Annotated in this window: 18 protein-coding genes; 6 read left to right on the forward strand and 12 right to left on the reverse strand. The window is 61.0% G+C overall.

The features are described 5' to 3' along the window. Window positions 1-116: 116 nt before the first annotated feature. Window positions 117-275 (reverse strand): YqaE/Pmp3 family membrane protein, encoded by a 159-nt coding sequence (locus BSF40_RS03505; protein WP_003228885.1) that lies wholly within the window; start codon window positions 273-275, stop codon window positions 117-119. 206 nt (window positions 276-481) lie between these two features. Beyond that, entirely contained in the window at window positions 482-1,765 is a 1,284-nt protein-coding gene (locus BSF40_RS03510) for an aspartate aminotransferase family protein (protein WP_095964103.1), read from the reverse strand. A 169-nt stretch (window positions 1,766-1,934) separates the two neighbouring features. Between BSF40_RS03510 and BSF40_RS03515 the strand changes: the two genes are divergently transcribed. Beyond that, window positions 1,935-2,864: a LysR family transcriptional regulator gene (locus BSF40_RS03515; protein WP_095964104.1), complete on the forward strand. Its 930-nt coding sequence runs from the start codon at window positions 1,935-1,937 to the stop codon at window positions 2,862-2,864. 227 nt (window positions 2,865-3,091) lie between these two features. Here the strand turns inward: BSF40_RS03515 and BSF40_RS03520 are convergent, their stop codons facing one another. The 10 genes from BSF40_RS03520 to bioB all read right to left on the reverse strand — a co-directional run bounded on the left by BSF40_RS03520 (window position 3,092) and on the right by bioB (window position 15,779). Next, complete coding sequence (locus BSF40_RS03520) at window positions 3,092-4,870, reverse strand: acyl-CoA dehydrogenase C-terminal domain-containing protein (RefSeq protein WP_015097091.1); 1,779 nt, start codon at window positions 4,868-4,870, stop codon at window positions 3,092-3,094. A gap of 264 nt (window positions 4,871-5,134) precedes the next feature. Beyond that, window positions 5,135-6,931, reverse strand: a complete 1,797-nt coding sequence (locus BSF40_RS03525) for an acyl-CoA dehydrogenase C-terminal domain-containing protein (RefSeq protein ID WP_095964105.1) — start codon at window positions 6,929-6,931, stop codon at window positions 5,135-5,137. Window positions 6,932-7,016: 85 nt separating this feature from the next. Continuing rightward, window positions 7,017-8,309: a GGDEF domain-containing protein gene (locus BSF40_RS03530; protein WP_095964106.1), complete on the reverse strand. Its 1,293-nt coding sequence runs from the start codon at window positions 8,307-8,309 to the stop codon at window positions 7,017-7,019. Window positions 8,310-8,675: 366 nt separating this feature from the next. Beyond that, window positions 8,676-10,481 carry a phenylacyl-CoA dehydrogenase gene (locus tag BSF40_RS03535; protein ID WP_095964107.1) on the reverse strand — a complete coding sequence of 602 codons (1,806 nt, stop codon included), beginning with the start codon at window positions 10,479-10,481 and terminating at the stop codon, window positions 8,676-8,678. A 278-nt stretch (window positions 10,482-10,759) separates the two neighbouring features. Next, complete coding sequence (locus BSF40_RS03540) at window positions 10,760-11,056, reverse strand: pyrroloquinoline quinone biosynthesis protein PqqE (protein ID WP_095964108.1); 297 nt, start codon at window positions 11,054-11,056, stop codon at window positions 10,760-10,762. A gap of 122 nt (window positions 11,057-11,178) precedes the next feature. Then, window positions 11,179-11,859: a dethiobiotin synthase gene (gene bioD, locus BSF40_RS03545; RefSeq protein WP_095964109.1), complete on the reverse strand. Its 681-nt coding sequence runs from the start codon at window positions 11,857-11,859 to the stop codon at window positions 11,179-11,181. Further along, on the reverse strand, window positions 11,856-12,668 hold the full coding sequence (bioC, locus tag BSF40_RS03550) for a malonyl-ACP O-methyltransferase BioC (RefSeq protein ID WP_095964110.1): 813 nt from the start codon (window positions 12,666-12,668) through the stop codon (window positions 11,856-11,858). The genes bioD and bioC overlap by 4 nt, the downstream gene beginning before the upstream one ends. Next, window positions 12,661-13,392, reverse strand: coding sequence for an alpha/beta fold hydrolase (locus BSF40_RS03555; protein WP_095964111.1), 732 nt, complete (start codon window positions 13,390-13,392; stop codon window positions 12,661-12,663). The genes bioC and BSF40_RS03555 overlap by 8 nt, the downstream gene beginning before the upstream one ends. Continuing rightward, window positions 13,385-14,563, reverse strand: a complete 1,179-nt coding sequence (gene bioF, locus BSF40_RS03560; RefSeq protein ID WP_095964112.1) for an 8-amino-7-oxononanoate synthase — start codon at window positions 14,561-14,563, stop codon at window positions 13,385-13,387. The genes BSF40_RS03555 and bioF overlap by 8 nt, the downstream gene beginning before the upstream one ends. Window positions 14,564-14,723: 160 nt before the next feature. Further along, on the reverse strand, window positions 14,724-15,779 hold the full coding sequence (gene bioB, locus BSF40_RS03565) for a biotin synthase BioB (protein WP_095964113.1): 1,056 nt from the start codon (window positions 15,777-15,779) through the stop codon (window positions 14,724-14,726). Window positions 15,780-15,872: 93 nt separating this feature from the next. On the opposite strand from bioB, the gene BSF40_RS03570 reads away from it, so the two are divergent. From BSF40_RS03570 to rarD, 5 genes are all read left to right on the forward strand, one after another. Next, on the forward strand, window positions 15,873-16,613 hold the full coding sequence (locus tag BSF40_RS03570; RefSeq protein WP_095964114.1) for a ComF family protein: 741 nt from the start codon (window positions 15,873-15,875) through the stop codon (window positions 16,611-16,613). A gap of 63 nt (window positions 16,614-16,676) precedes the next feature. Beyond that, a complete protein-coding gene (locus BSF40_RS03575) occupies window positions 16,677-17,441 on the forward strand; it encodes a TOBE domain-containing protein (protein WP_095964115.1) in 765 nt (254 codons plus the stop codon). Between the two features lie 65 nt (window positions 17,442-17,506). After that, window positions 17,507-19,408 (forward strand): PhoX family phosphatase, encoded by a 1,902-nt coding sequence (locus BSF40_RS03580; protein ID WP_095964116.1) that lies wholly within the window; start codon window positions 17,507-17,509, stop codon window positions 19,406-19,408. 180 nt (window positions 19,409-19,588) lie between these two features. Beyond that, on the forward strand, window positions 19,589-20,563 hold the full coding sequence (locus tag BSF40_RS03585) for a serine/threonine protein kinase (protein ID WP_015097103.1): 975 nt from the start codon (window positions 19,589-19,591) through the stop codon (window positions 20,561-20,563). Window positions 20,564-20,768: 205 nt separating this feature from the next. Continuing rightward, window positions 20,769-21,656, forward strand: coding sequence for an EamA family transporter RarD (gene rarD / locus BSF40_RS03595; RefSeq protein ID WP_095964118.1), 888 nt, complete (start codon window positions 20,769-20,771; stop codon window positions 21,654-21,656). Window positions 21,657-21,717 lie beyond the last annotated feature (61 nt).

Raw genomic sequence — 21,717 nt, forward strand, 5'->3', positions numbered from 1 at the left:
CATGAATTGGGGCGCGCCCTTCGCGAGCAGGCTCGCTCCCACAGAGTCTACGGTTTACGCGAAACCCTGTGGGAGCGGGCTTGCTCGCGAAGGCGGCCGACCTGCCGCCGCGAAATTCAGCGCTTGGCGATGATGTACACCGCATGCACGATCCCAGGAATATAACCGCACAACGTCAGCAGAATGTTCAGCCAGAACGCTCCGCCGAATCCTACTTGCAAAAACACACCCAGCGGCGGCAACAGGATGGCGATGATGATGCGAATAAAGTCCATGGGGGCAGCTCCTGATTGGGGTGGACTCGTTCGAGCCCTACAGCTAATCGACCTGTGCCGTCTGTCAGGGTTCAGTCCCTCTATTGCCAAGCTCCGCCCTTTCGTTGAATTTCGCAGACAAAAAAACGCCCCACGCCAAAAGTGTCGGGCGTGAGGCGTGCGTATTACCGCGAGACGGTTCGGGAATGTGTGCAGGGCGCGTCGGATCAGACGGCAATCCCTTTGCGGCACTGCAATTGCGCGGTGCGTACTCGGGAGAAGGCGCGCGCCAGGCGCAGGAGCATTTCATCGATGTTGGCGTTGCTGACGTTCAGCGCAGGGGTAAAGCGCAGGCAGTCGGGTTGAGGGGCGTTGAGCAACAGGCCTTCGTAGAGCGCGGCCTTGACCACCGCCTCAGCGGAATCGTCCGACAGCGTCAGCCCCCACAGCAGCCCTTGTCCGCGCAACTCGCCGTGACCGTAACGATGGGCCAAACGCCCCAAGCCCTCACGCAGGTGCTGACCGGCTTCTGCGACGTGCTTGAGGAAAGCCTTGTCCTGCACCGTATCGAGCACCGAAAGTCCCGCCGCGGTCATCAGTGCATTGCCATGATGGGTACCGGTCATCTCGCCGGGTTCGATACAGCAGGCCTTGCCCCGTGCCAGCAGCGCGGCCAATGGCACGCCGCCGCCCAAACCTTTGCCAAGCACGACGATGTCCGCCGTGACCCCGCAGGACTGTTCCGCGAGCAAGGTGCCACAACGGCCGATGCCGGTTTGCACTTCGTCAAAGATCAGCAAAATGCCGAGTTCACGGCACAAGCGTTCGACGCCCTTGAGGTAATGCGCGGTAGCCGGGATCACACCGGCTTCGCTCTGGATCGGTTCGAGCATGATCGCGACGGTCCGTTCATCCACGGCCGCATGCAATGCCGGAAGGTCATTGAACGGGACATGGCTGAAGCCCGGCAGTTGCGGCTCGAATCGGTTGGCTAATGTCGAACTGTCCGACGCCGACATCGTCGCCAGGCTACGGCCATGGTTACCGTTGTTGGCCACAATGATTCGCGACGCACCGCCGCGATGCTGTTGACCCCATTTGCGCGCCAGTTTTATCGCCGCCTCACAGGCTTCGCTGCCGGTATTGAGCAAGTAGGCCTGATCACTGCCCGTGCTGACACACAGATGTTCGGCAAGTCTGAGCATGCCACGGTTATGCAGGCCGAAACCCGGATTGATCAGCGCTTGAGCCTGGGCAGTGATGGCGTTGACCAATACCGAAGGGCTGTGACCAAGGCTGTTGGCCCCGCCGCCCTGGGAAAAGTCCAGGTACGCACGGTCATCGCTGTCCCACAACCATGAACCCTGGCCGCGCACAAACACCTGTTTCGGCCGCTCGACACCGGGCATCAAGTACTCGCTGGTAAGACTGTTGCCTGTGAAAGGCAGGGAGGCGTCCATGACCAGATCATCAAGACTGGGAGGACTGCGACGCAGACTGAACAGATTCATCCTAAAAAACCTCTGATGAGGTTTTTCGCCTTACCTATGTCAACACCATCCAAGCAAAGGGTATTCATCGCGCTCTGTGGCCCTGTAAGCCGTCTGAATGCGGTTAGACTAGGCTCAGGCAAGGCATACAGCCATTTCGATTTCCCAGCATTTTCGATAAGTAATACTTATGGATTTCAAGCAACTGCGTTATTTCGTCGCGGTCTATGAAGAAGGCCATGTGGGCCGGGCCGCCGAACGCCTGTCGATCTCCCAGCCGGCGCTGTCCCAGCAAATCCGCCACCTCGAGCAAAACCTCGATGTGAGCCTGTTCGAACGCAATAGCAAGCGCCTGTTGCCGACCCTCGCGGCCCACACGCTGTACAACCACGCCCTGCCTTTGCTCGATGGCCTGCAACGGGCACGGGAGGCGCTCGGCAACTTCAAGGGTCAGGCGCTGCGTACCCTGGCCATCGGTGTATTGCAGACCGTGCATACCAGCCTCGTTCCACAGATGCTCGAACGTGTGCGCAAGGCGCAGCCGCATCTTGTCGTGCAGATCTACGAACTGACCGGACTGGAAATCGAGCGGAGACTGCTCAACGGTTCTCTGGATATCGGCATCAGCTACCTGCCGCCCCGCCAGCCTGGTTTGCATGGCGTGATGCTGTACGAAGATGAACTGACCCTGGTCATCCCGGCAGAGCACCCGCTGCGTGAATTCAAGAAGGTGTCCATGAGCCAGGCCGCCGAGCTGCCGATGTTGCTGCTGGGCGAGGAATTTCAGATCCGGCAGATCTGGCAAACCCAACTGGCGAGCCTCGGACGTCGCCCACAGGTGCAAGCCGAACTGAACAACATGGCCGGCATCCTCGACAGCCTGCCGCACACACGCCTGGCGACGGTGCTGCCCGGACGCTCGCAAAAGACCCATGGCAACCACGAACTGCTGTGGAAGCCCCTGAGCGAACCACGAGTACCACTGAAAGTCGGGTTGGTGTGTCGGGATGTGCAACGGCAGCAGGCCTCGCTGGCCTTGCTGCGGACATTGCTGGAAGAAGTGATCAATGGACCGGCTGAACGTTTGAGCAGTGCGCAGGCCCTGGACGGGCTGAGCTAGAAACTTTTCTTCGGGCAAAAGAAAACCCCGCCGAAGCGGGGCTTTGCAGACTGTTTCCCTGACATCCATTTCACTCCGCCATCCTGGCAGAATCCTACGTGTCCCTGTTGTTGCTTTGCGCTTCCTGCGCTACGTCCATGAGAAGTAGATTAGCCGTGGATCCAATTTGCATCTATGGGAGAACAGCAGCACGTTATGTAAGAGAATGCTTACAAACCATTACGTCATCAGAATTGTCCTGCATCCAGCAGGAACAACGATTCGCTACCGGCTTTGACCGACGCGCTCAACGAGTGAATCCGCGGCAACAGACGGGCGAAATAGAACCGTGCGGTGCCCAGTTTGCTGGCGTAGAAATCGTCTTGCGCTTCCTTGCCCAAAGCGGCCTTGGCCATCAGGGCCCACATGTAGGCATACGCCACGTAGCCGAAGACCTGCAGGTACTCGACCGATGCCGCGCCGATTTCGTTCGGATTGCTCTTCGCCCGGTCCAGCAACCATGCAGTCAGTTCGTCGAGGGTGGTGACGGCGTCGTTGAGCGGCTTGGTGAACTCCGCCAGGTCAGCGCTGGCCGTCGCGGTGAAGTGACGAATCTCGTCGGCGAACAGGTTGTAGAACGCCCCGCCGCTGCCGACGATCTTGCGCCCGACCAGGTCCAGCGCCTGAATACCGTTGGTGCCTTCGTAGATCTGGGTGATGCGCACGTCACGCACCAGTTGCTCCTGGCCCCACTCACGGATGTAACCGTGGCCGCCGAACACCTGCTGGCCGTGAACGGTGGTTTCCAGACCGAGATCGGTCAGGAACGCCTTCGCCACCGGAGTCAGCAAGGCCACCAGGTCTTCCGCACGCTTGCGGGTGGCGGCATCTTCGCTGAACTTGGCGGTGTCCAGTTGCATGGCCACGTAGGTGGAGAATGCACGGCCACCCTCGTTCGAGGCTTTCATGGTCAGCAGCATACGACGCACGTCCGGGTGGACGATGATCGGGTCAGCCACTTTGTCCTTGTTCTGCGCGCCCGTCGGCGAACGGCTTTGCAGACGATCACGGGCGTATTCCACGGCGTTCTGGTACGAGCGCTCGCCCGTGGCCAGGCCCTGGATACCGACACCCAGACGCTCGTAATTCATCATGGTAAACATCGCCGCCAGGCCTTTGTTCGGCTCGCCGACCAGGTAACCCACGGCCTCATCGAAGTTCATCACGCAGGTCGCGGACGCCTGGATGCCCATCTTGTGTTCGATCGACCCGCAGTTCGCCGGGTTGCGCGCACCCAGGCTGCCATCGGCATTGACCATGAACTTCGGCACCAGGAACAGCGAAATGCCTTTCGGCCCCGCCGGTGCATCCGGCAACTTGGCCAGCACCAGGTGGATGATGTTTTCGGTGAGGTCGTGTTCGCCACCAGTGATGAAGATCTTGGTGCCGCTGACCTTGTAGGAACCGTCGGCCTGAGGCTCGGCCTTGGTGCGAATGATCCCCAGGTCAGTACCGGCGTGTGGCTCGGTCAGGCACATGGAACCGGCCCAGATGCCGGCGTACATGTTCGGCAGGTACGCGGCTTTCAGCTCTTCGCTGGCGTGGGCGTTGATCGACAGGCAGGCACCGGCGGTCAGCATCGGATACAGACCGAACGACAGGCTGGCGGAGTTGACCATTTCTTCGACCTGGGCCGAAACGGCTTTGGGCATGCCCATGCCGCCGTAGGTCGGATCGCCACCGACACCGACCCAGCCGCCTTCCGCGTAGGTCTGATAGGCCTGCGGGAAACCCGCCGGCGTGGTGACGGCACCGTCGGCCCAATGGCAACCTTCCTCGTCCGCGGCACGGCTCAGCGGAGCAATGCTTTTGCTGGTGACTTTGCCGGCTTCCTCCAGGATGGCCTCGACCGTTTGCGCATCGACGGTCTCGGCCAGCGCAGGCAGCTCGGCCCAGAGTTTGGCGACCTCGAAAACTTCATTGAGGACGAAGCGCATATCGCGCAGGGGCGCTTTGTAGTCAGCCATGGCAAACCTCGCAAGATCTATACAGATGATTCACAGGAAGAGTTGTTTTCGTTGGGTCGGAGTGTACCTCAACAACTTTTGCGACACATAGGGTCAGCTCATGACCGTTTTGTAATTTTTAGTCATTGCGATATAGAGAGGCGAAACATAAGAACTGTAGGAGCGAGCCCGCTCGCGAAAAACCCCAAGGCGCCACTGGACATCTGGTTTTACGCGTTATCGTTCACGACCATCGCGAGCAAGCTCGCTCCTACAGGGTAGGTGTCAGAGCGCAAACATCTCGGCCGGCAGTTGCATCAGACATTCGCTCCCCGCTTCGACGGCCGCCCGATGAGCGGTAGTGCGTGGCAGCAGACGCTTGAAGTAAAACTCGCTGGTCGCCAGTTTGCCCCGGCAGAAGCCAACATCACCGCTGCCAGCATCGAGCTGCGCCTGAGCCACCAGCGCCATGCGCAACCACAGGTAGCCAAGGATGATGTAACCGCTGTACATCAGATAGTCCACCGACGCGGCGCCGACCTCGTCCGGGTTTTTCATCGCCGCCATGCCGACCCTGGTGGTCAACTCACCCCATTGCTGGTTCAGTTGATCAAGCTGCGCCACATACCCGGCCAGTTGTGGATGTCCGGCGTTCGCCGCGCAGAACTTGTGGACGATTTTGGTGAACCCGCGCAACAGCTTGCCCTGGCTGCCGAGTACCTTGCGCCCGAGCAAGTCCAGCGCCTGAATGCCGTTGGTGCCCTCATAGATCGGTGCGATCCGGCAGTCGCGTACCAGTTGCTCCATACCCCACTCACGAATGAACCCGTGGCCGCCAAACACCTGCATGCCAAGGTTGGTCACTTCCAGGCCGGTGTCGGTCATGAAGGCTTTGCAGATCGGCGTGAGGAAGGCCAGCAGGTCTTCGGCATCCTGGCGCGCCGTTTCGTCCGGGCTCAGGTGTGCAATGTCGAGCAACTGTGCGGTGAAGTAGGTCAGCGCGCGGTTGCCTTCGTTGAAGGCTTTCATGGTCAATAACATCCGCCGCACATCAGGGTGCACGATGATGGGGTCGGCGGCTTTTTCCGGGGCTTTCGGTCCAGTCAGCGAGCGCATCTGCAAACGGTCGTTGGCGTACATGATCGCGCCCTGGAAGCTCGCTTCGCCCAGACACAGACCCTGCATGCCCGTGCCCAACCGCGCGTGGTTCATCATGGTGAACATGCAGTTGAGGCCCTTGTTCGGCTCGCCGATCAAAAAGCCCTTGGCCTCGTCGAAGTTCAGCACGCAGGTGGCCGAGGCCTTGATGCCCATCTTGTGTTCGATCGAGCCGCAGGACACGCCGTTGCGCTCGCCCGCTTCTCCCGCAGCATCGGGCAGGAACTTGGGCACGATAAACAGCGAAATGCCTTTGGTCCCGGCCGGTGCGTCCGGCAATTTGGCGAGCACCAGGTGAATGATGTTGGCGCTCATGTCGTGCTCGCCCGCAGAGATGAAGATCTTGCTGCCGGAGATCGCATAGCTGCCATCGGCCGCTGGCACGGCACGGGTCTTGATGATGCCCAGGTCGGTGCCGCAATGGGCTTCTGTCAGGCACATGGTGCCGGTCCATTGGCCAGCGGTGAGCTTCTTCAAATAGGTCTGCTTCTGCTCCTCGGTGCCGTGGGCGTGGATCGCCGACATCGCACCGTGGGTCAGGCCGGGGTACATGCCCCACGAGGTGTTGCTGGAACCCACCATCTCGCTGATGACCAGGCCCAGAGAGATCGGCAACCCTTGGCCGCCGTAACCCGGGTCCGCCGCCAGGCCATGCCAGCCGCCCTCGACATACTGGGCGAAGGCCTGCTTGAAGCCCTCGGGCGTGGTGACCACGCCGTTGTCGAAATGGCAGCCTTCTTCATCGCCGCTGCGGTTGAGCGGCGACAACACGTTTTCGCAGAACTTTGCGCCTTCTTCGAGGATCGCATTGACCATGTCCGGGCTGGCATCGGTGGCCCCCAGCGTGGCGTAGCTACTGTGAAAGTCGAAGACGTGGTCGATCAGAAAGCGCATGTCGCGCAAGGGAGCTTTGTACTCGGGCATGGTCATTCTCCGTCGGCAGTTTTTTCCAACCTACTGCCGCCGACACTACGCCACAATCAATGTCCAGTCGCTGAATGCGCGATCATCACTCAACCGTAGCGGCGTCCATGCGCACGGCGCCACGGCGGTTCTGCCCGAACGCCATCACGCAGTTGCGCCCCGCGCCCTTGGCGCTGTAGAGCGCCTGGTCAGCGGATTTGAGCACCTCTTCGGGGGTGCGTTGATCGATCCGCTCGGCGACGCCGATACTGACCGTGACCGATACACTCGACGCACCGGAACCGGTACGCCGCTGGCGCCCCTGATTATCGTCCTGCGGGCGGTTTTCCTGATTACGCAGCTGAATGTTGTAAGTGGCGATGGACTCACGGATGACTTCCAGGTGCGGCATGCATTCTTCGAGAGTCTTGCCTGCAAACACCAGGGCAAATTCCTCACCGCCATAGCGATACGCCTTACCGCCACCGCCGATTTTCGACAGTTTGCTGGCCACCAGCCGCAGTACCTGGTCGCCGACATCGTGGCCGTGGGTATCGTTGAATGTCTTGAAGTGATCGACGTCGCTCATCGCCAACACGTAGTTGCGACCCAACCGTTGCATGCGTTCATTCAGCGCACGGCGGCCCGGCAGCCCGGTCAGTTCGTCGCGGAAGGCCATTTGATAGGCTTCGTGAGCAACGGCGGCGGCGATCATCAGCATCACCTGGCTGCACATGATGTTCAGCGTGAACGGCAGGATGAAGGTCTTCGGCAGCATCCAGAACAACCCGAGCAAGCCCGCCAGTTGCGCGGCATGCAGCGGTCGCGGGTTGCGCCAGTATTGCCAGGTCAGCAGCACAAACGCGGCAATGAACACCGGATAGGACAACTGGATCAGACTCATCCAGGCACCATGTAGCGCAGGCCAGCGAATCTCCGACAACCAGATCAGCAGCGCGTGTGGATAACTTTGCTCAAGCCCCAGCGCCACGCTGCCGACTGCCAGCAATACGGCGAAACGCGCCACCATGTCCTGGAACAGATGGGTGCGTTCCTGCCACGCCGCGAACACCCCAAACAACAATGGCAGCAGCAGGCAACACAAATGAAAGACCACGGCGGCATCGTCACGCACCTTGCCGTTGTCGCGGTAATAGTCGGTCTGGGTGTCGAGCAGGAAGTAGGCGATGTAAACCGTGACCATCAGAAACAGTTCACGCTGGCGTCGGTACACCGCGCAATAGGCGCCGCCGAGCAACAACACCAGGGTAGGCAGCACGTTGAACAGCGAGGTGAAAAAGACGTTCAGATCCTTGATGTAAGCAGCCGCAAGCCCCGCCAGCAACAGCAGTAATGACGGCAGGAAGTGACTGAAACGTACAGCGGATGAGCGCGGCAAGGGTAAAGCTCCGACCCGTCAAATCAATAGATGGCAATGTGCCCACTACTGTAACGGCAGAAAGCCCGAGTTTCTGAGTGAATTACTGAGGTATTTTTCAAAGGGCGTTACAAACATTCATTCCACGGGCAACCCTTAAAGCAAAAAAGGTTCTTCACGCATTCCCGGGAACCTGTAGGAGCCAGCTTGCTGGCGATGGACTCAAGTGCACCGCGTTTATCCAGTTTATACGCGTTATCGTTAACGACCATCGCCAGCAAGCTGGCTCCTACAAGGGGTCGTGCTCGCGCTCAAACCAGTGGAAGCCCCAAAAAAAAACCGCTGGTCCCGAAGGAGCAGCGGCTTTTTCAAGTACTTCGTTGAGGCTTAGTAGCCCAGGTCGAAGTTCTCTTCTTTCATGTCCATCAGGTTGTTGGCGCCCGACAGCATGGTTGCGACGTGAGTGCGGGTACGCGGCAGGATGCGCTGGAAGTAGAAGCGCGCCGTCTGCAGCTTGGCGGTGTAGAACGCCTCTTCGGAAGTGCCGGCAGCCAGTTTCTCGGCAGCCAGACGCGCCATGTCAGCCCAGAAGTAGGCCAGGCAGGCGTAACCGGAGTACATCAGGTAGTCCACGGAGGCCGCGCCGACTTCTTCGCGATCTTTCATGGCGGCCATACCGACCTTCATGGTCAGCTCGCCCCATTCCTTGTTCAGTGCAGCGAGCGGCGCGACGAACTCTTGAACCGCTTCGTTGCCTTCGTTGGTCTGGCAGAACTTGTGGACGATCTTGGTGAAGCCTTTGAGAGCCTCGCCCTGGGTCATCAGCACTTTACGGCCCAGCAGGTCGAGCGCCTGGATGCCGGTGGTGCCTTCGTACAGCATCGAAATGCGGCTGTCGCGAACGTTCTGCTCCATGCCCCACTCGGCGATGAAGCCGTGGCCGCCATAGATCTGCACGCCGTGGTTGGCCGCTTCAAAACCGACTTCGGTCATGAAGGCCTTGGCGATTGGCGTCATGAACGCCAGCAGTGCGTCGGCTTTCTTCTTCTCTTCTTCGTCCACGCCGTACTTGACGATGTCGACTTGCTTGGCGGTGAAGTAAACCATCGCGCGGTTGCCTTCGGCGAACGCCTTCATGGTCAACAGCATACGACGTACGTCAGGGTGCACGATGATTGGGTCAGCGGCTTTTTCCGGCGCTTTCGGGCCAGTCAGCGAGCGCATTTGCAGACGGTCGCGAGCGTATTTCAGGCCACCTTGGAAACCGACTTCAGCGTGGGCCAGGCCTTGCAGCGCGGTACCCAGACGAGCGGTGTTCATGAAGGTGAACATGCAGTTCAGGCCTTTGTTCGCCGGGCCGATCAGGAAACCGGTGGCGCCGTCGAAGTTCATCACGCAGGTGGCGTTGCCGTGGATGCCCATCTTGTGTTCCAGGGAACCGCAAGACACAGCGTTACGCGCGCCAACCGAGCCATCGGCGTTCGGCAGGAACTTCGGCACGATGAACAGGGAAATGCCTTTGGTGCCAGCCGGTGCATCCGGCAGGCGGGCCAGTACGATGTGGACGATGTTGTCGGCCATGTCGTGTTCACCGGCCGAGATGAAGATCTTGGTGCCGGAGACTTTGTAGGAACCGTCGGCCTGAGGCTCGGCCTTGGTGCGCAGCATGCCCAGGTCCGTGCCGCAGTGCGGTTCGGTCAGGCACATGGTGCCGGTCCATTCGCCGGAAACCAGCTTGGTCAGGTAAGCCTCTTGCTGCTCAGGGGTGCCGTGCTCGGAGATGGTGTTCATCGCACCGTGCGACAGGCCCGGGTACATGCCCCACGACCAGTTGGACTCGCCGACCATTTCACTGATGGCCAGGCCCAGGGATTCCGGCAGGCCTTGGCCGCCGTGCTCGACGTCGTGAGCCAGGCTCGGCCAGCCGCCTTCAACGAATTGCTTGTAGGCTTCCTTGAAGCCAGTCGGCGTCTTAACGCCGGACTCGCTCCAGGTGCAACCCTCGAGGTCGCCCACACGGTTCAGCGGAGCCAGTACCTGCTCACAAAACTTGGCGCCTTCCTCGAGAATGGCGTCAACCATGTCCGGAGTTGCGTCGGCACAAGCCGGAAGGCTCTGATAGTGCGCTTCGTAGCCGAGCAGTTCGTCACGAACGAAGCGAATATCACGCAAGGGGGCCTTGTAGTCAGGCATAGCGATAAACCTCTGCTGATGTAACCGGGAATGAACGACCGCATTGATTTGTTGTTGCGATCAAACAGTTGTTTGAAACATACGTTTACGCCCAAATCTTGTCAAGCGTCGATCTTTTGCCGTTCGTCATCGCAGGATTGGACACTCAGGCACACGACACCGCTGCCGCGCTGCCGAAGCAGCCCGTCACCCTGAAAAGATTAGTTGAGCAAGAAAGACTTACGTACAAAAACGCCGCGAACAGGTGCGGCGCTGGAAGGTGCGGATTCGGCAAGGAATCAGGCGTAGGTATCGATCAATGTTCCGAGCACTTCATCGGCGGCCTTGGCGACTTTCACGCCCAGTTCCGCCTGAATCTTGCCTTGGGCCATTTCGACCACGTTGCTGGCCAGGTCCGATTGCCGGCTGCGATCAACCGATCGCAGACGATCGACCTGCGCCTCGGAGGACTGGCTGGTGAGCGAACGCTCGAGGGTGGTGTTGGCGATCTGCCCGGCGGCTTGATCGACACGGTTCTGCCCTGACTGAAGGGTGCTCAGACCGGCATAAAAAGCGGTATTTCCTGAGATTTCCATGGGAGAACTCGTCCTTTCAAAGGATCAACAACGGCCATTGAAGCAGAGTGGCTGGCAATACACCCGTCAAAAACACTAATGGCACAGTGCCTTGCCATAGGCAAAGCCCGCATTGCCAAACCTCAGTCCAACAGATCCAGTTGCAAGTGCTCGGCCACGGCTTCCGCCGTCACGGCCTTGAGTTTGGGCACACGCCCCAGGCACGGCGCCGGGAGGCGCTCGGCCAGGGTGGCGAGGTTTTCTTCCAGCCGAGAGGTCTTCGGGTCGATGATGTTGGCCACCCATCCCGCCAGTTGCAAACCGTCCCGGGCGATCGCTTCGGCGGTCAACAAGGCATGGCTGATACATCCCAGGCGCACGCCGACCACCAGGATCACCGGCAACCGTAATGCAATGGCCAGGTCCGACAGATTGTCCTGATCCGCCAAGGGTACGCGCCAGCCGCCGGCGCCTTCGATCAGGGTGAAGTCCGCTTGCAGACCCAGAATCTGCCGCATCGGCGCCAGCAACGACTGCACAGTCAACGCCACGCCCGCCTCCCGTGCCGCCAGATGGGGGGCAATGGCCGGTTCGAAGGCCATCGGATTGACCTGTGTGTAGGTCAGCGGCAGCGAACACTCCGCCAGCAAGGCCAGCGCATCGGCGTTGCGCAAGCCTTTGGGCGTTACATCGCAACCGGAAGCGACCGGCTTGCCCGCCGCCGTGCTCAAACCCGCCGAACGCGCCGCATGCAGCAGCCCCGCCGCGACCGTGGTTTTACCGACATCCGTATCCGTGCCGGTAATGAAATAGGCTGCGCTCATAAGGGTTTCTCCAAAATGGCGTACACCACTTGATAAGTCGCCGGCAGGCCTCGGGCCTGACGAAACTGCTCATAAGCCTCAATCAAACCCAGAATCCGCGCCCGACCGGTCAAGCCACCCGGTCGACCGGGATTGAGGTTGTGCGCACCCAGCGCCTTGAGCTCATGGGTCAGGCTGCGCACATCCGGGTAATACAGCACATGCGGCAGGTTTTGCAGACTGACCATCCTCAAGCCGCTGGCCGCACACAACTGCTGATAAACACCAAACTCCCGGAAGCGGTTGACGTGCACCATGCCATCAACCTGTCGCCAGCTGTCGCGCAGTTCAAACAACGTCCCTGTACAAAGACTAGCAAACGCAAAAATGCCACCCGGTTTCAGCACTCGATAAGCTTCACTGAGCACCGAGTCGAAGTCCGCACACCACTGCACCGCCAGGCTGGAGAAGATCAGGTCGCAGGTCGAATCCTGCAGTGGTAAACGCTCGGCATCGCCAGCGACGAAATGCGTGGCACCACCCAATGGCCGGGCGTGATTGAGCATGCCCTCGGCGATATCCAGCGCCACACCGTGACTGCTCGGAAATTGCTCCCCCAAAGCACGACTGAAATGCCCGGTGCCGCAGCCCAGATCCAGCCAACGCTGCGGTACAAAATCCTGCGGCAAGCGCCTGAGTAATTGGCTGCCCACATCACGCTGCAACTCGGCCACGCTGTCGTAGCTTTGCGCCGCGCGGGAGAACGATGCAGCGACCTGGCGTTTGTCGGGCAAGGCACCGGGCAGGTTGGGAAGGGATAAATCAGTCATCGCCGGACTCATGCAAAAAGGCCTGGATCGCCCCCGCCACACCGTGGGGATCTTCCAGAAGAAACGCGTGGCCGGCCTGCTCAATCAGACCGATTTCGATGTCCGGCAGCAACGCCAGTAAATCGCCCGCCGCCTCCGCCGGCACCAGCCCGTCAAGGCCGGCGAACAGATGCAGCTGCGGACCACGGAACGATTGCAGTGCCTGTCGCGTATCCACTTGCGCAAGCACTTGCAGACCGCTCAGCAGCACTGGCGCGGCCGTGTTCGGTGCGCCAGCGAGCAACAACCGCGACAATCCGCGCGGGTCTTCGGCGCCTTGGGCACAGAGCAGTGAAAAGCGTTTCAAGGTCGCGCGCGGATCGGCGGCACATCCCGCCAGAAACGCATCGAAGATTTCCCCTGGCATGGCGGCTGACCAGTGTTCATGAGCGACAAAAGACGCGTTGCTGGCCAGAGTGAACACGCCGCAGCAGCGATCGCCACGCCGGGCCGCCAGTTCGCAGGCGAGCATGCCACCCAATGACCAGCCGCCCAGCCAGGCGTCTTGCGGCAACGTCGAATCAAGCTCATCGAGCCACTCTTGTAGATCGTTCGAGTCCAGGTCAGGCAACGGCTCGATCTCGACGCGCAAGTGCTCGTCCAGGCCACGCAAAGCCGCAGCCAAAGGCTCCAGCGGTGAAACGCCGAGGCCCCAGCCGGGCAGCAGAATCAAACGATCACGCATGGCTTGGCTCCGGCTGCAGTTGTTGAAAACAATCGGCCAGTCCGTTTAACAATAGCTGCACCTGGGCCTCGCTGTGGGCAGCCGTCAGCGTGACCCGCAGTCGGGCGCTGCCAGCAGGTACGGTCGGCGGGCGAATCGCGGTCACCATCAACCCGCGCTCGCGCAGCATTTGCGATAGACGCACCGCGCGCCCGGCATCGCCGACCATGATCGGTTGAATCGGAGTGAAGCTGTCCATGAGTTCCAGGCCGATCTGCTCGGCACCCTGGCGGAACTGGCGGATCAGCGCCTGCAAATGCTCGCGTCGCCAGTGTTCGCTGCGCAGCAGTTCCAGGCTTTTCAGCGTGGCGCAGGCCAGCGCCGGTGGCTGGCTGGTGGTGTAGATGTAAGGCCGGGCGAACTGGATCAGACTTTCGATCAGCTCTTCGCTACCGGCCACAAAGGCGCCCGCGGTACCGAAGGCTTTGCCGAGGGTGCCGACCAGCACCGGAACCTCTTCCTGGCTCAAACCGAAATGCTCGACGACGCCGCCACCGTTGGCACCCAGCGGTCCGAAACCATGGGCATCGTCGACCATCAACCAGGCGCCTTTGGCCTTGGCCTCTCGGGCCAGTGCTGGCAAATCGGCGATATCGCCATCCATGCTGAACACGCCGTCGGTGACAACCAGGGTATTGCCGGTGGCTTTTTCCAGGCGCTTGGCCAGGCTCACCGGGTCGTTGTGCAAGTAGCGATTGAACCGCGCGCCGGACAGCAGCCCCGCGTCGAGCAGCGACGCATGATTGAGCCGGTCTTCGAGCACCGTATCACCTTGCCCCACCAGCGCCGTGACCGCACCGAGATTGGCCATGTAACCGGTGGTGAACAGCAGCGCGCGCGGGCGACCGGTCAGGTCGGCCAAGGCTTCTTCCAGGGCATGGTGCGGGGCGCTATGGCCGATGACCAGATGTGAGGCGCCGCCGCCCACCCCCCACTTCGAAGCGCCGGCACGCCAGGCCTCGATCACTTGTGGATGATTGGCCAGCCCCAGGTAGTCGTTGTTACAGAACGCCAGCAACGGCTGGCCATCAACCACCACTTGCGGCCCCTGCGGGCTTTCGAGCAGCGGACGCTGGCGGTAGAGATTTTCGGCACGACGGGCAGCAAGGCGTGCGGCGAGATCGAAAGACATGCAGGCCTCGACTTTCAGATGACACAGATCCCCTGTGGGAGCGGGCTTGCTCGCGAAAGCGTCAGTCCAGTCAACATCAATGCTGAATGACAGTCAGTCTTCGCGAGCAAGCCCGCTCCCACAGGGATTTTGCATTCCCTCAGAGGAATGAACGCTGACTTCAAACCGCCGCGTTATAGAACTGCTCGCTGCTCCTCTGCTCCACCAGCGCCTGCTCGATAGCCGCCTGATGCACTTCATCGGCGTGCTCTTCGCGGGCTTCCGGCAGGATCCCCAGGCGCCCGAACAGTTGCATGTCCTTGTCGGCCTGCGGGTTGGCGGTGGTCAGCAGTTTCTCGCCGTAGAAAATCGAGTTGGCACCGGCGAAGAACGCCAGAGCCTGCATCTGCTCGTTCATGGCTTCGCGGCCGGCGGACAGGCGCACGTGGGATTGCGGCATCAGGATGCGCGCGACCGCGAGCATGCGGATGAAATCGAAGGGGTCGACGTCGTCGGCATTTTCCAGCGGCGTACCGGCGACTTTCACCAGCATGTTGATCGGCACCGACTCCGGATGCTCCGGCAGGTTGGCCAGCTGGATCAGCAGGTTGGCGCGGTCGTCCAGCGACTCGCCCATGCCGAGGATGCCGCCGGAGCAGATCTTCATCCCCGACTCACGCACGTAGGCCAGGGTTTGCAGGCGCTCGCTGTAGGTGCGGGTGGTGATGATGCTGCCGTAGAACTCAGGCGACGTGTCGAGGTTGTGGTTGTAGTAGTCGAGGCCGGCCTTGGCCAGCGCCTCGGTCTGGTCCTGATCCAGGCGGCCTAGGGTCATGCAGGTTTCCAGGCCCAGGGCTTTCACGCCTTCAACCATCTTCAGAACATAGGGCATGTCCTTGGCCGACGGGTGCTTCCACGCCGCGCCCATGCAGAAACGGGTCGAACCGATGGCCTTGGCGCGAGCGGCCTCTTCGAGGACCTTCTGCACTTCCATCAGTTTTTCTTTTTCCAGACCGGTGTTGTAGTGACCGGACTGCGGACAATATTTGCAATCTTCCGGGCAGGCGCCGGTTTTGATCGACAACAGGGTCGACACCTGAACACGGTTGGCGTCGAAATGCGCACGGTGCACCGTCTGCGCCTGGAACAGCAGGTCATTGAATGGCTGAACGAAGAGTGCTTTGACTTCGGCCAAAGTCCAGTCATGACGCAGGGTTGCAGTGGTGCTGGCGCTCATGGGCGTTTCCTTTGAATTATGCTTTGGCATGCGGCTGGATCATGGAATGTCACAGCCGCCTCACAGATGTTTCGGCATATTTAAGGAAGAGCGATGCGCTGTCAACCACAGTACAAAGGACAGGTTTACATCTGGTCAAAAAACGAGCAGCCGTGTCTGCTGTGCGATGAACCCGCCGACGACATCGCCCCTGTCTGTTCGGCCTGCGAAACCGAGTTGCCCTGGCTGGGCGATCACTGCCGAACCTGCGCCCTGCCGCTTCCGGCCGCGGGCCTGACCTGCGGCCATTGCCTGAAGCAGCCACCGGCCTTCGAACACGTGATCTCCCCCTGGACCTACAGCTTTCCGGTTGACAGCCTGATCACCCGCTTCAAACACAACGCAAAGTGGCCGTTTGGCCGCTTACTCGCCGAACTTCTCGCTCAATACCTGCAACATCGCTTCGAAGACGATCTGCAGCGACCCGATGCGCTGATTCCGGTACCGCTGGCCACCCGACGCCTGCGCCAGCGCGGGTTCAACCAGGCGGCGATGCTGGCCCGCTGGTTGAGTGACGCTCTGGACATTCCATGCGACGAACGGTTGCTGCGGCGAACCCAGGACACCGATGCCCAACAGGCCTTGAATGCCCAAGCGCGCCGCAAGAACTTGCGCAACGCTTTCAGCCTGATACCCGGTGCCGCCGTCAAAGGCCGGCACCTGGCCCTGATCGACGACGTCCTCACCACCGGTGCCACGGCCCAGGCCCTGGCCTGGCTGTTGATCGACGCCGGTGCCGTGCGGGTCGACGTCTATTGTCTGGCCCGCACGCCCAAACCCGGCGAGACACCCTGACTTGACTCGCACGTGCCAAGCCGCCAACGTCCTCCCCATCGCCACCACCCAAAGCGACTTGCCATGTCATTGCCCACCTTGTTGTCCCAGCACATTGTCCGCCGTCCGCAGCGCATCGCCCTGCTGCAGCACATCGCCGAACAAGGCTCGATCACCCGCGCGGCAAAAAGTGCGGGGCTGAGCTACAAGGCTGCCTGGGATGCCATTGATGAGCTGAACAACCTGGCGCAGAAGCCGTTGGTGGAGCGGGTTGTCGGCGGCAAGGGCGGTGGCGGTGCCCGCCTCTCCATAGAAGGCGAGCGGGTGCTGCGGCTGTACCAGAAGCTGCAAGCCTTGCAGGCCCAGGTGCTGGAAGCCGCTGAAGATGCCAGCGACCTCGACCTGCTCGGGCGCTTGATGCTGCGCACCAGCGCGCGCAATCAGTTGCACGGCAAGGTGATGGCGATCGAGCCCCAGGGACGCAACGACCTGATTCGTCTCGAAGTCGCCGAAGGCTTGATCGTCGATGCGCAAATCACCCACGACAGCACCGAGCGCCTGGAACTGCAAATCGGCACCGAAGTCGTGGCCTTGATCAAGGCCGGCTGGCTCGATGTGCTGGAGGTCGATTCAGCCGAAACGCCGGGAAGCAATTGCCTGAAAGGCACCATCGATAAGATTCTCGACGCCGACGATGGCCCCAGCGAAGTACGCATCACCCTGCCTAACGGCCTGACCCTGTGCGCGCTGGACGAACCAACGCATCTGCAGGCATTGGGGCTGACCTGCGGCAAACCCGTGCGCGTGGAGTTTTCGCCCTCCAGGGTTCTGCTGGGTACGCCGCTTTAAGCAAACTGCAACAAAAGGTTCATTACTCACCATTAAGGTGTCTGCAAAACCGCAGGGAGCCTGAAATGAGCCTATTAGAAGAAACCCAATCCACCGACCTGGAAACCATGGTCGGCCTCAGTCGTCGCAGCTTCATCAGCGCAGGTGCCCTGTGCGGCGCGGCGATGTTCCTCGGCGGCAACCTGCTGAGCCGCAGCGTGATGGCCGCCAGCGTCAGCGCCGGTAACAGCCAGTTGCTGGGCTTTGACAGCATTGCTGCCGCCACCAGTGACGCCATCACCCTGCCACCGGGCTACAAGTCCTCGGTACTGATCAGTTGGGGCCAGCCCCTGCACAAGGACGGCCCGGCGTTCGACCCGAGCGGCAACGGCAGCGCCGAGCATCAGGAGGCCCAGTTCGGCGACAACAACGATGGCATGAGTCTGTTCGAGTTTCCGGGCGAAAAAGACCGGGCGCTGATGGCGATCAACAACGAATACACCAACTACCGCTACCTCTACGCCCACGGCGGCATGCCGCAATCGGCGGAGGACGTGCGCAAGGCGCTGGCCTGCGAAGGTGTGTCGGTGATTGAAGTGCAGCGCAAGAACGGTCAATGGCAATTCGTCCAGGGCTCGCGCTACAACCGCCGGATTCACGGCAATGCGCCGATCACCCTGAGCGGTCCGGCCGCCGGTCACGCACTGCTGAAGACCAGCGCCGATCCCCACGGCAAGAACGTCCTTGGCACCTTCCAGAACTGCGCCAACGGCAAGACGCCGTGGGGCACCTATCTGACCTGCGAAGAGAACTTCACCGACTGCTTCGGCAGCAGCAACGCCGAGCAGAAGTTCGACCCGGCGCAAAAACGCTACGGCGCGGTGGTGACCAGCAAAGAGATCAACTGGCACCCACACGACGAGCGCTTCGACCTGGCCAAGAATCCCAACGAGCTCAACCGTCACGGCTGGGTGGTGGAAATCGATCCGTTCGATCCACAGTCGACGCCGGTCAAACGCACTGCCCTGGGCCGCTTCAAACACGAAAACGCCGCCCTGGCCGAAACCGGCGATGGCCATGCCGTGGTGTACATGGGCGACGATGAGCGCGGCGAATTCATCTACAAATTTGTCAGCCGCGACAAGATCGACCACAAGAACCCCAAGGCCAACCGCGACATTCTCGATCACGGCACCCTCTATGTGGCGCGTTTCGATGCAGGGGACGGCAACGCCGATCACCCGAAGGGCCGGGGTGAATGGATCGAACTGACCCACGGCAAAAACGGTATCGACGCCAGCAGCGGCTTTGCCGATCAGGCTGAGGTGCTGATCCACGCCCGTCTCGCCGCCAGTGTGGTGAAAGCCACGCGCATGGACCGCCCGGAATGGATCGTGGTCAGCCCCAAGGATGGCCAGGTCTACTGCACGTTGACCAACAACGCCAAGCGCGGCGAAGACGGGCAACCGGCGGGCGGACCGAACCCGCGGGAGAAGAACGTCTACGGCCAGATCCTGCGCTGGCGCACCGAGCGCGACGATCACGCCTCACACACCTTTGCCTGGGACCTGTTTGTGGTGGCCGGCAACCCGGCCGCACATGCCGGGACGCCAAAGGCCGGCTCGTCGAACATCACGCCGCAGAACATGTTCAACAGCCCGGACGGTTTGGGCTTCGACAAAGCCGGCCGCTTGTGGATCCTGACCGACGGCGATGTGAGCAACACCGGTGACTTTGCCGGCATGGGCAATAACCAGATGCTCTGCGCTGATCCGGCGACCGGCGAGATTCGCCGCTTCATGGTTGGCCCGGTAGGTTGTGAAGTGACGGGGATCAGCTTCTCGCCGGACCAGAAAACCCTGTTTGTCGGGATCCAGCACCCGGGTGAAAACGGCGGCTCGACCTTCCCCGAGCATCTGCCCAATGGCAAGCCGCGCTCATCGGTGATGGCCATCTCGCGTGAAGATGGCGGGATCGTCGGCGCCTGATCCGGCCTCTTCGCGGGCAAGCCCGCTCCCACAGGGATTCATGTAGTCCTTGTGGGAGCGGGCTTGCCCGCGAAGGCGTCAGCCCGGACACCACACTTCTCAAGCCCAACCACTAAAACCGCGCCGTCTGCGCTACCATGCCTGGCCGGACGCAGCAGCCTGCTGCGCGCAGGAGTCAGCATGGCCCACCCGTTTGAAACCCTTACGCCAGACCTCGTGCTCGATGCCGTCGAAAGCATCGGCTTTCTCAGCGACGCGCGCATCCTGGCACTCAACAGCTACGAGAACCGCGTTTATCAGGTCGGCATCGAAGACGCCGAGCCGCTGATCGCAAAGTTCTACCGGCCGCAACGCTGGAGCAACGAAGCGATTCTGGAAGAACACCAGTTCACCGCCGAACTCGCCGACTGCGAGGTGCCGGTTGTGGCGCCGTTGATCCACAACGGTGAAACCCTGCACGAACACAGCGGTTTCCGTTTTACCCTGTTCCCCCGCCGCGGCGGCCGCGCACCGGAGCCGGGCAACCTCGATCAACTGTATCGCCTGGGCCAGTTGCTCGGACGCCTGCACGCGGTCGGCTCGACCCGGCCGTTCGAGCACCGTGAAGCGCTGGCGGTGAAAAACTTCGGTCATGACTCGCTGGCCACGTTGCTCGACGGCAACTTCATCCCCCGCAGCCTGCTGCCGGCCTACGAATCGGTGGCCCGCGATCTGCTCAAGCGTGTGGAAGATGCCTACAGCAACACGCCGCACCAGAACATCCGCATGCACGGTGACTGCCACCCCGGCAACATGATGTGCCGCGACGAGATGTTCCATATCGTCGACCTCGACGACTGCCGCATGGGCCCGGCGGTACAGGACATCTGGATGATGCTCGCCGGTGATCGCCAGGATTGCCTGAGCCAGTTGTCGGAACTGATGGATGGCTACAACGAATTTCACGACTTCGACCCGCGTGAACTGGCGCTGATCGAACCCTTGCGCGCCCTGCGTCTGTTGCACTACAGCGCCTGGCTCGCCCGTCGCTGGGACGATCCGGCGTTCCCCCGCAGTTTTCCGTGGTTCGGCACCGAGCGTTATTGGGGGGATCAGGTGTTGGCATTGCGTGAGCAGTTGGCCGCGCTCAATGAAGAGCCACTGAAACTCTTCTGACAAACACAGACCCCATGTGGGAGCGGGCTTGCTCGCGAAGGCGGCGTGTCATTCAACATTGATGTCGACTGACACGCCGCCTTCGCGAGCAAGCCCGCTCCCACAGGTTCTGTGTTCACAAATGACTTACCTATTCAGTCAGGACATTCGCAGACAAATCTCCTTACAATCCCTTCTTTGTTAGCTGCCTAAGCAAGGATTCTGCATGCAAGCCGCCAACCCGCGTCGCGGGTACATTCTGGGTCTGAGTGCCTACATCATCTGGGGACTTTTCCCCCTCTATTTCAAAGCCATCGCCAGCGTGCCCGCCGTGGAAATCATCATCCACCGGGTGTTGTGGTCGGCGCTGTTCGGCGCCTTGTTGCTGATGGTGTGGAAGCATCCCGGCTGGTGGCGCGAGCTGCGGGAGAACCCGCGACGCCTGGCGATCCTGGCCCTGAGCGGTGCGCTGATCGCGGCCAACTGGCTGACCTACGTCTGGTCGGTGAACAACGGCCGCATGCTGGAGGCCAGCCTCGGTTACTACATCAACCCCTTGGTGAACGTGTTGCTGGGCATGCTGATCCTTGGCGAACGCCTGCGGCGCATGCAGTGGATTGCCGTCGGTCTGGCAGCTGTGGGTGTGGCGCAACAGGTCTGGCAAGTCGGCAGCCTGCCGTGGGTGTCGCTGGTGCTGGCACTGACCTTCGGTTTCTACGGGCTGATTCGCAAGCAGGCACCGGTCAAGGCACTGCCGGGGCTGGTGGTGGAAACCTGGATGCTGGTGCCGATCGCCATTGCCTGGTTGCTGTTCAATCCGACCGCCCACAGCGCTCAGGCCGAGTTCTGGACCACGTCAGAAGCCTGGTGGCTGGTGGCAGCCGGGCCGGTCACGCTGGTGCCGCTGGTCTGCTTCAACGCGGCTGCGCGGCATTTGCCCTACACGACACTGGGCTTTCTCCAGTACCTGGCGCCGACATTGGTGCTGCTGCAAGCGGTGCTGCTGTTTGGCGAGCACCTGTCGTCCAGTACCCTGGTAGCGTTCATGTTCATCTGGGCCGGCCTCGCGGTTTACAGCGTCGATGCGTGGCTCAGTTTGCGTCGTCGCAGCTGATCAAAAAACACACAAACCTCTACAGGCCACGAATCCCGTGGCCTGCATCATTCCTTCCCAA

Source organism: Pseudomonas sp. ACN5 (genome assembly GCF_002303975.1).
In the GTDB taxonomy this organism is placed as follows: domain Bacteria; phylum Pseudomonadota; class Gammaproteobacteria; order Pseudomonadales; family Pseudomonadaceae; genus Aquipseudomonas; species Aquipseudomonas laurylsulfatiphila.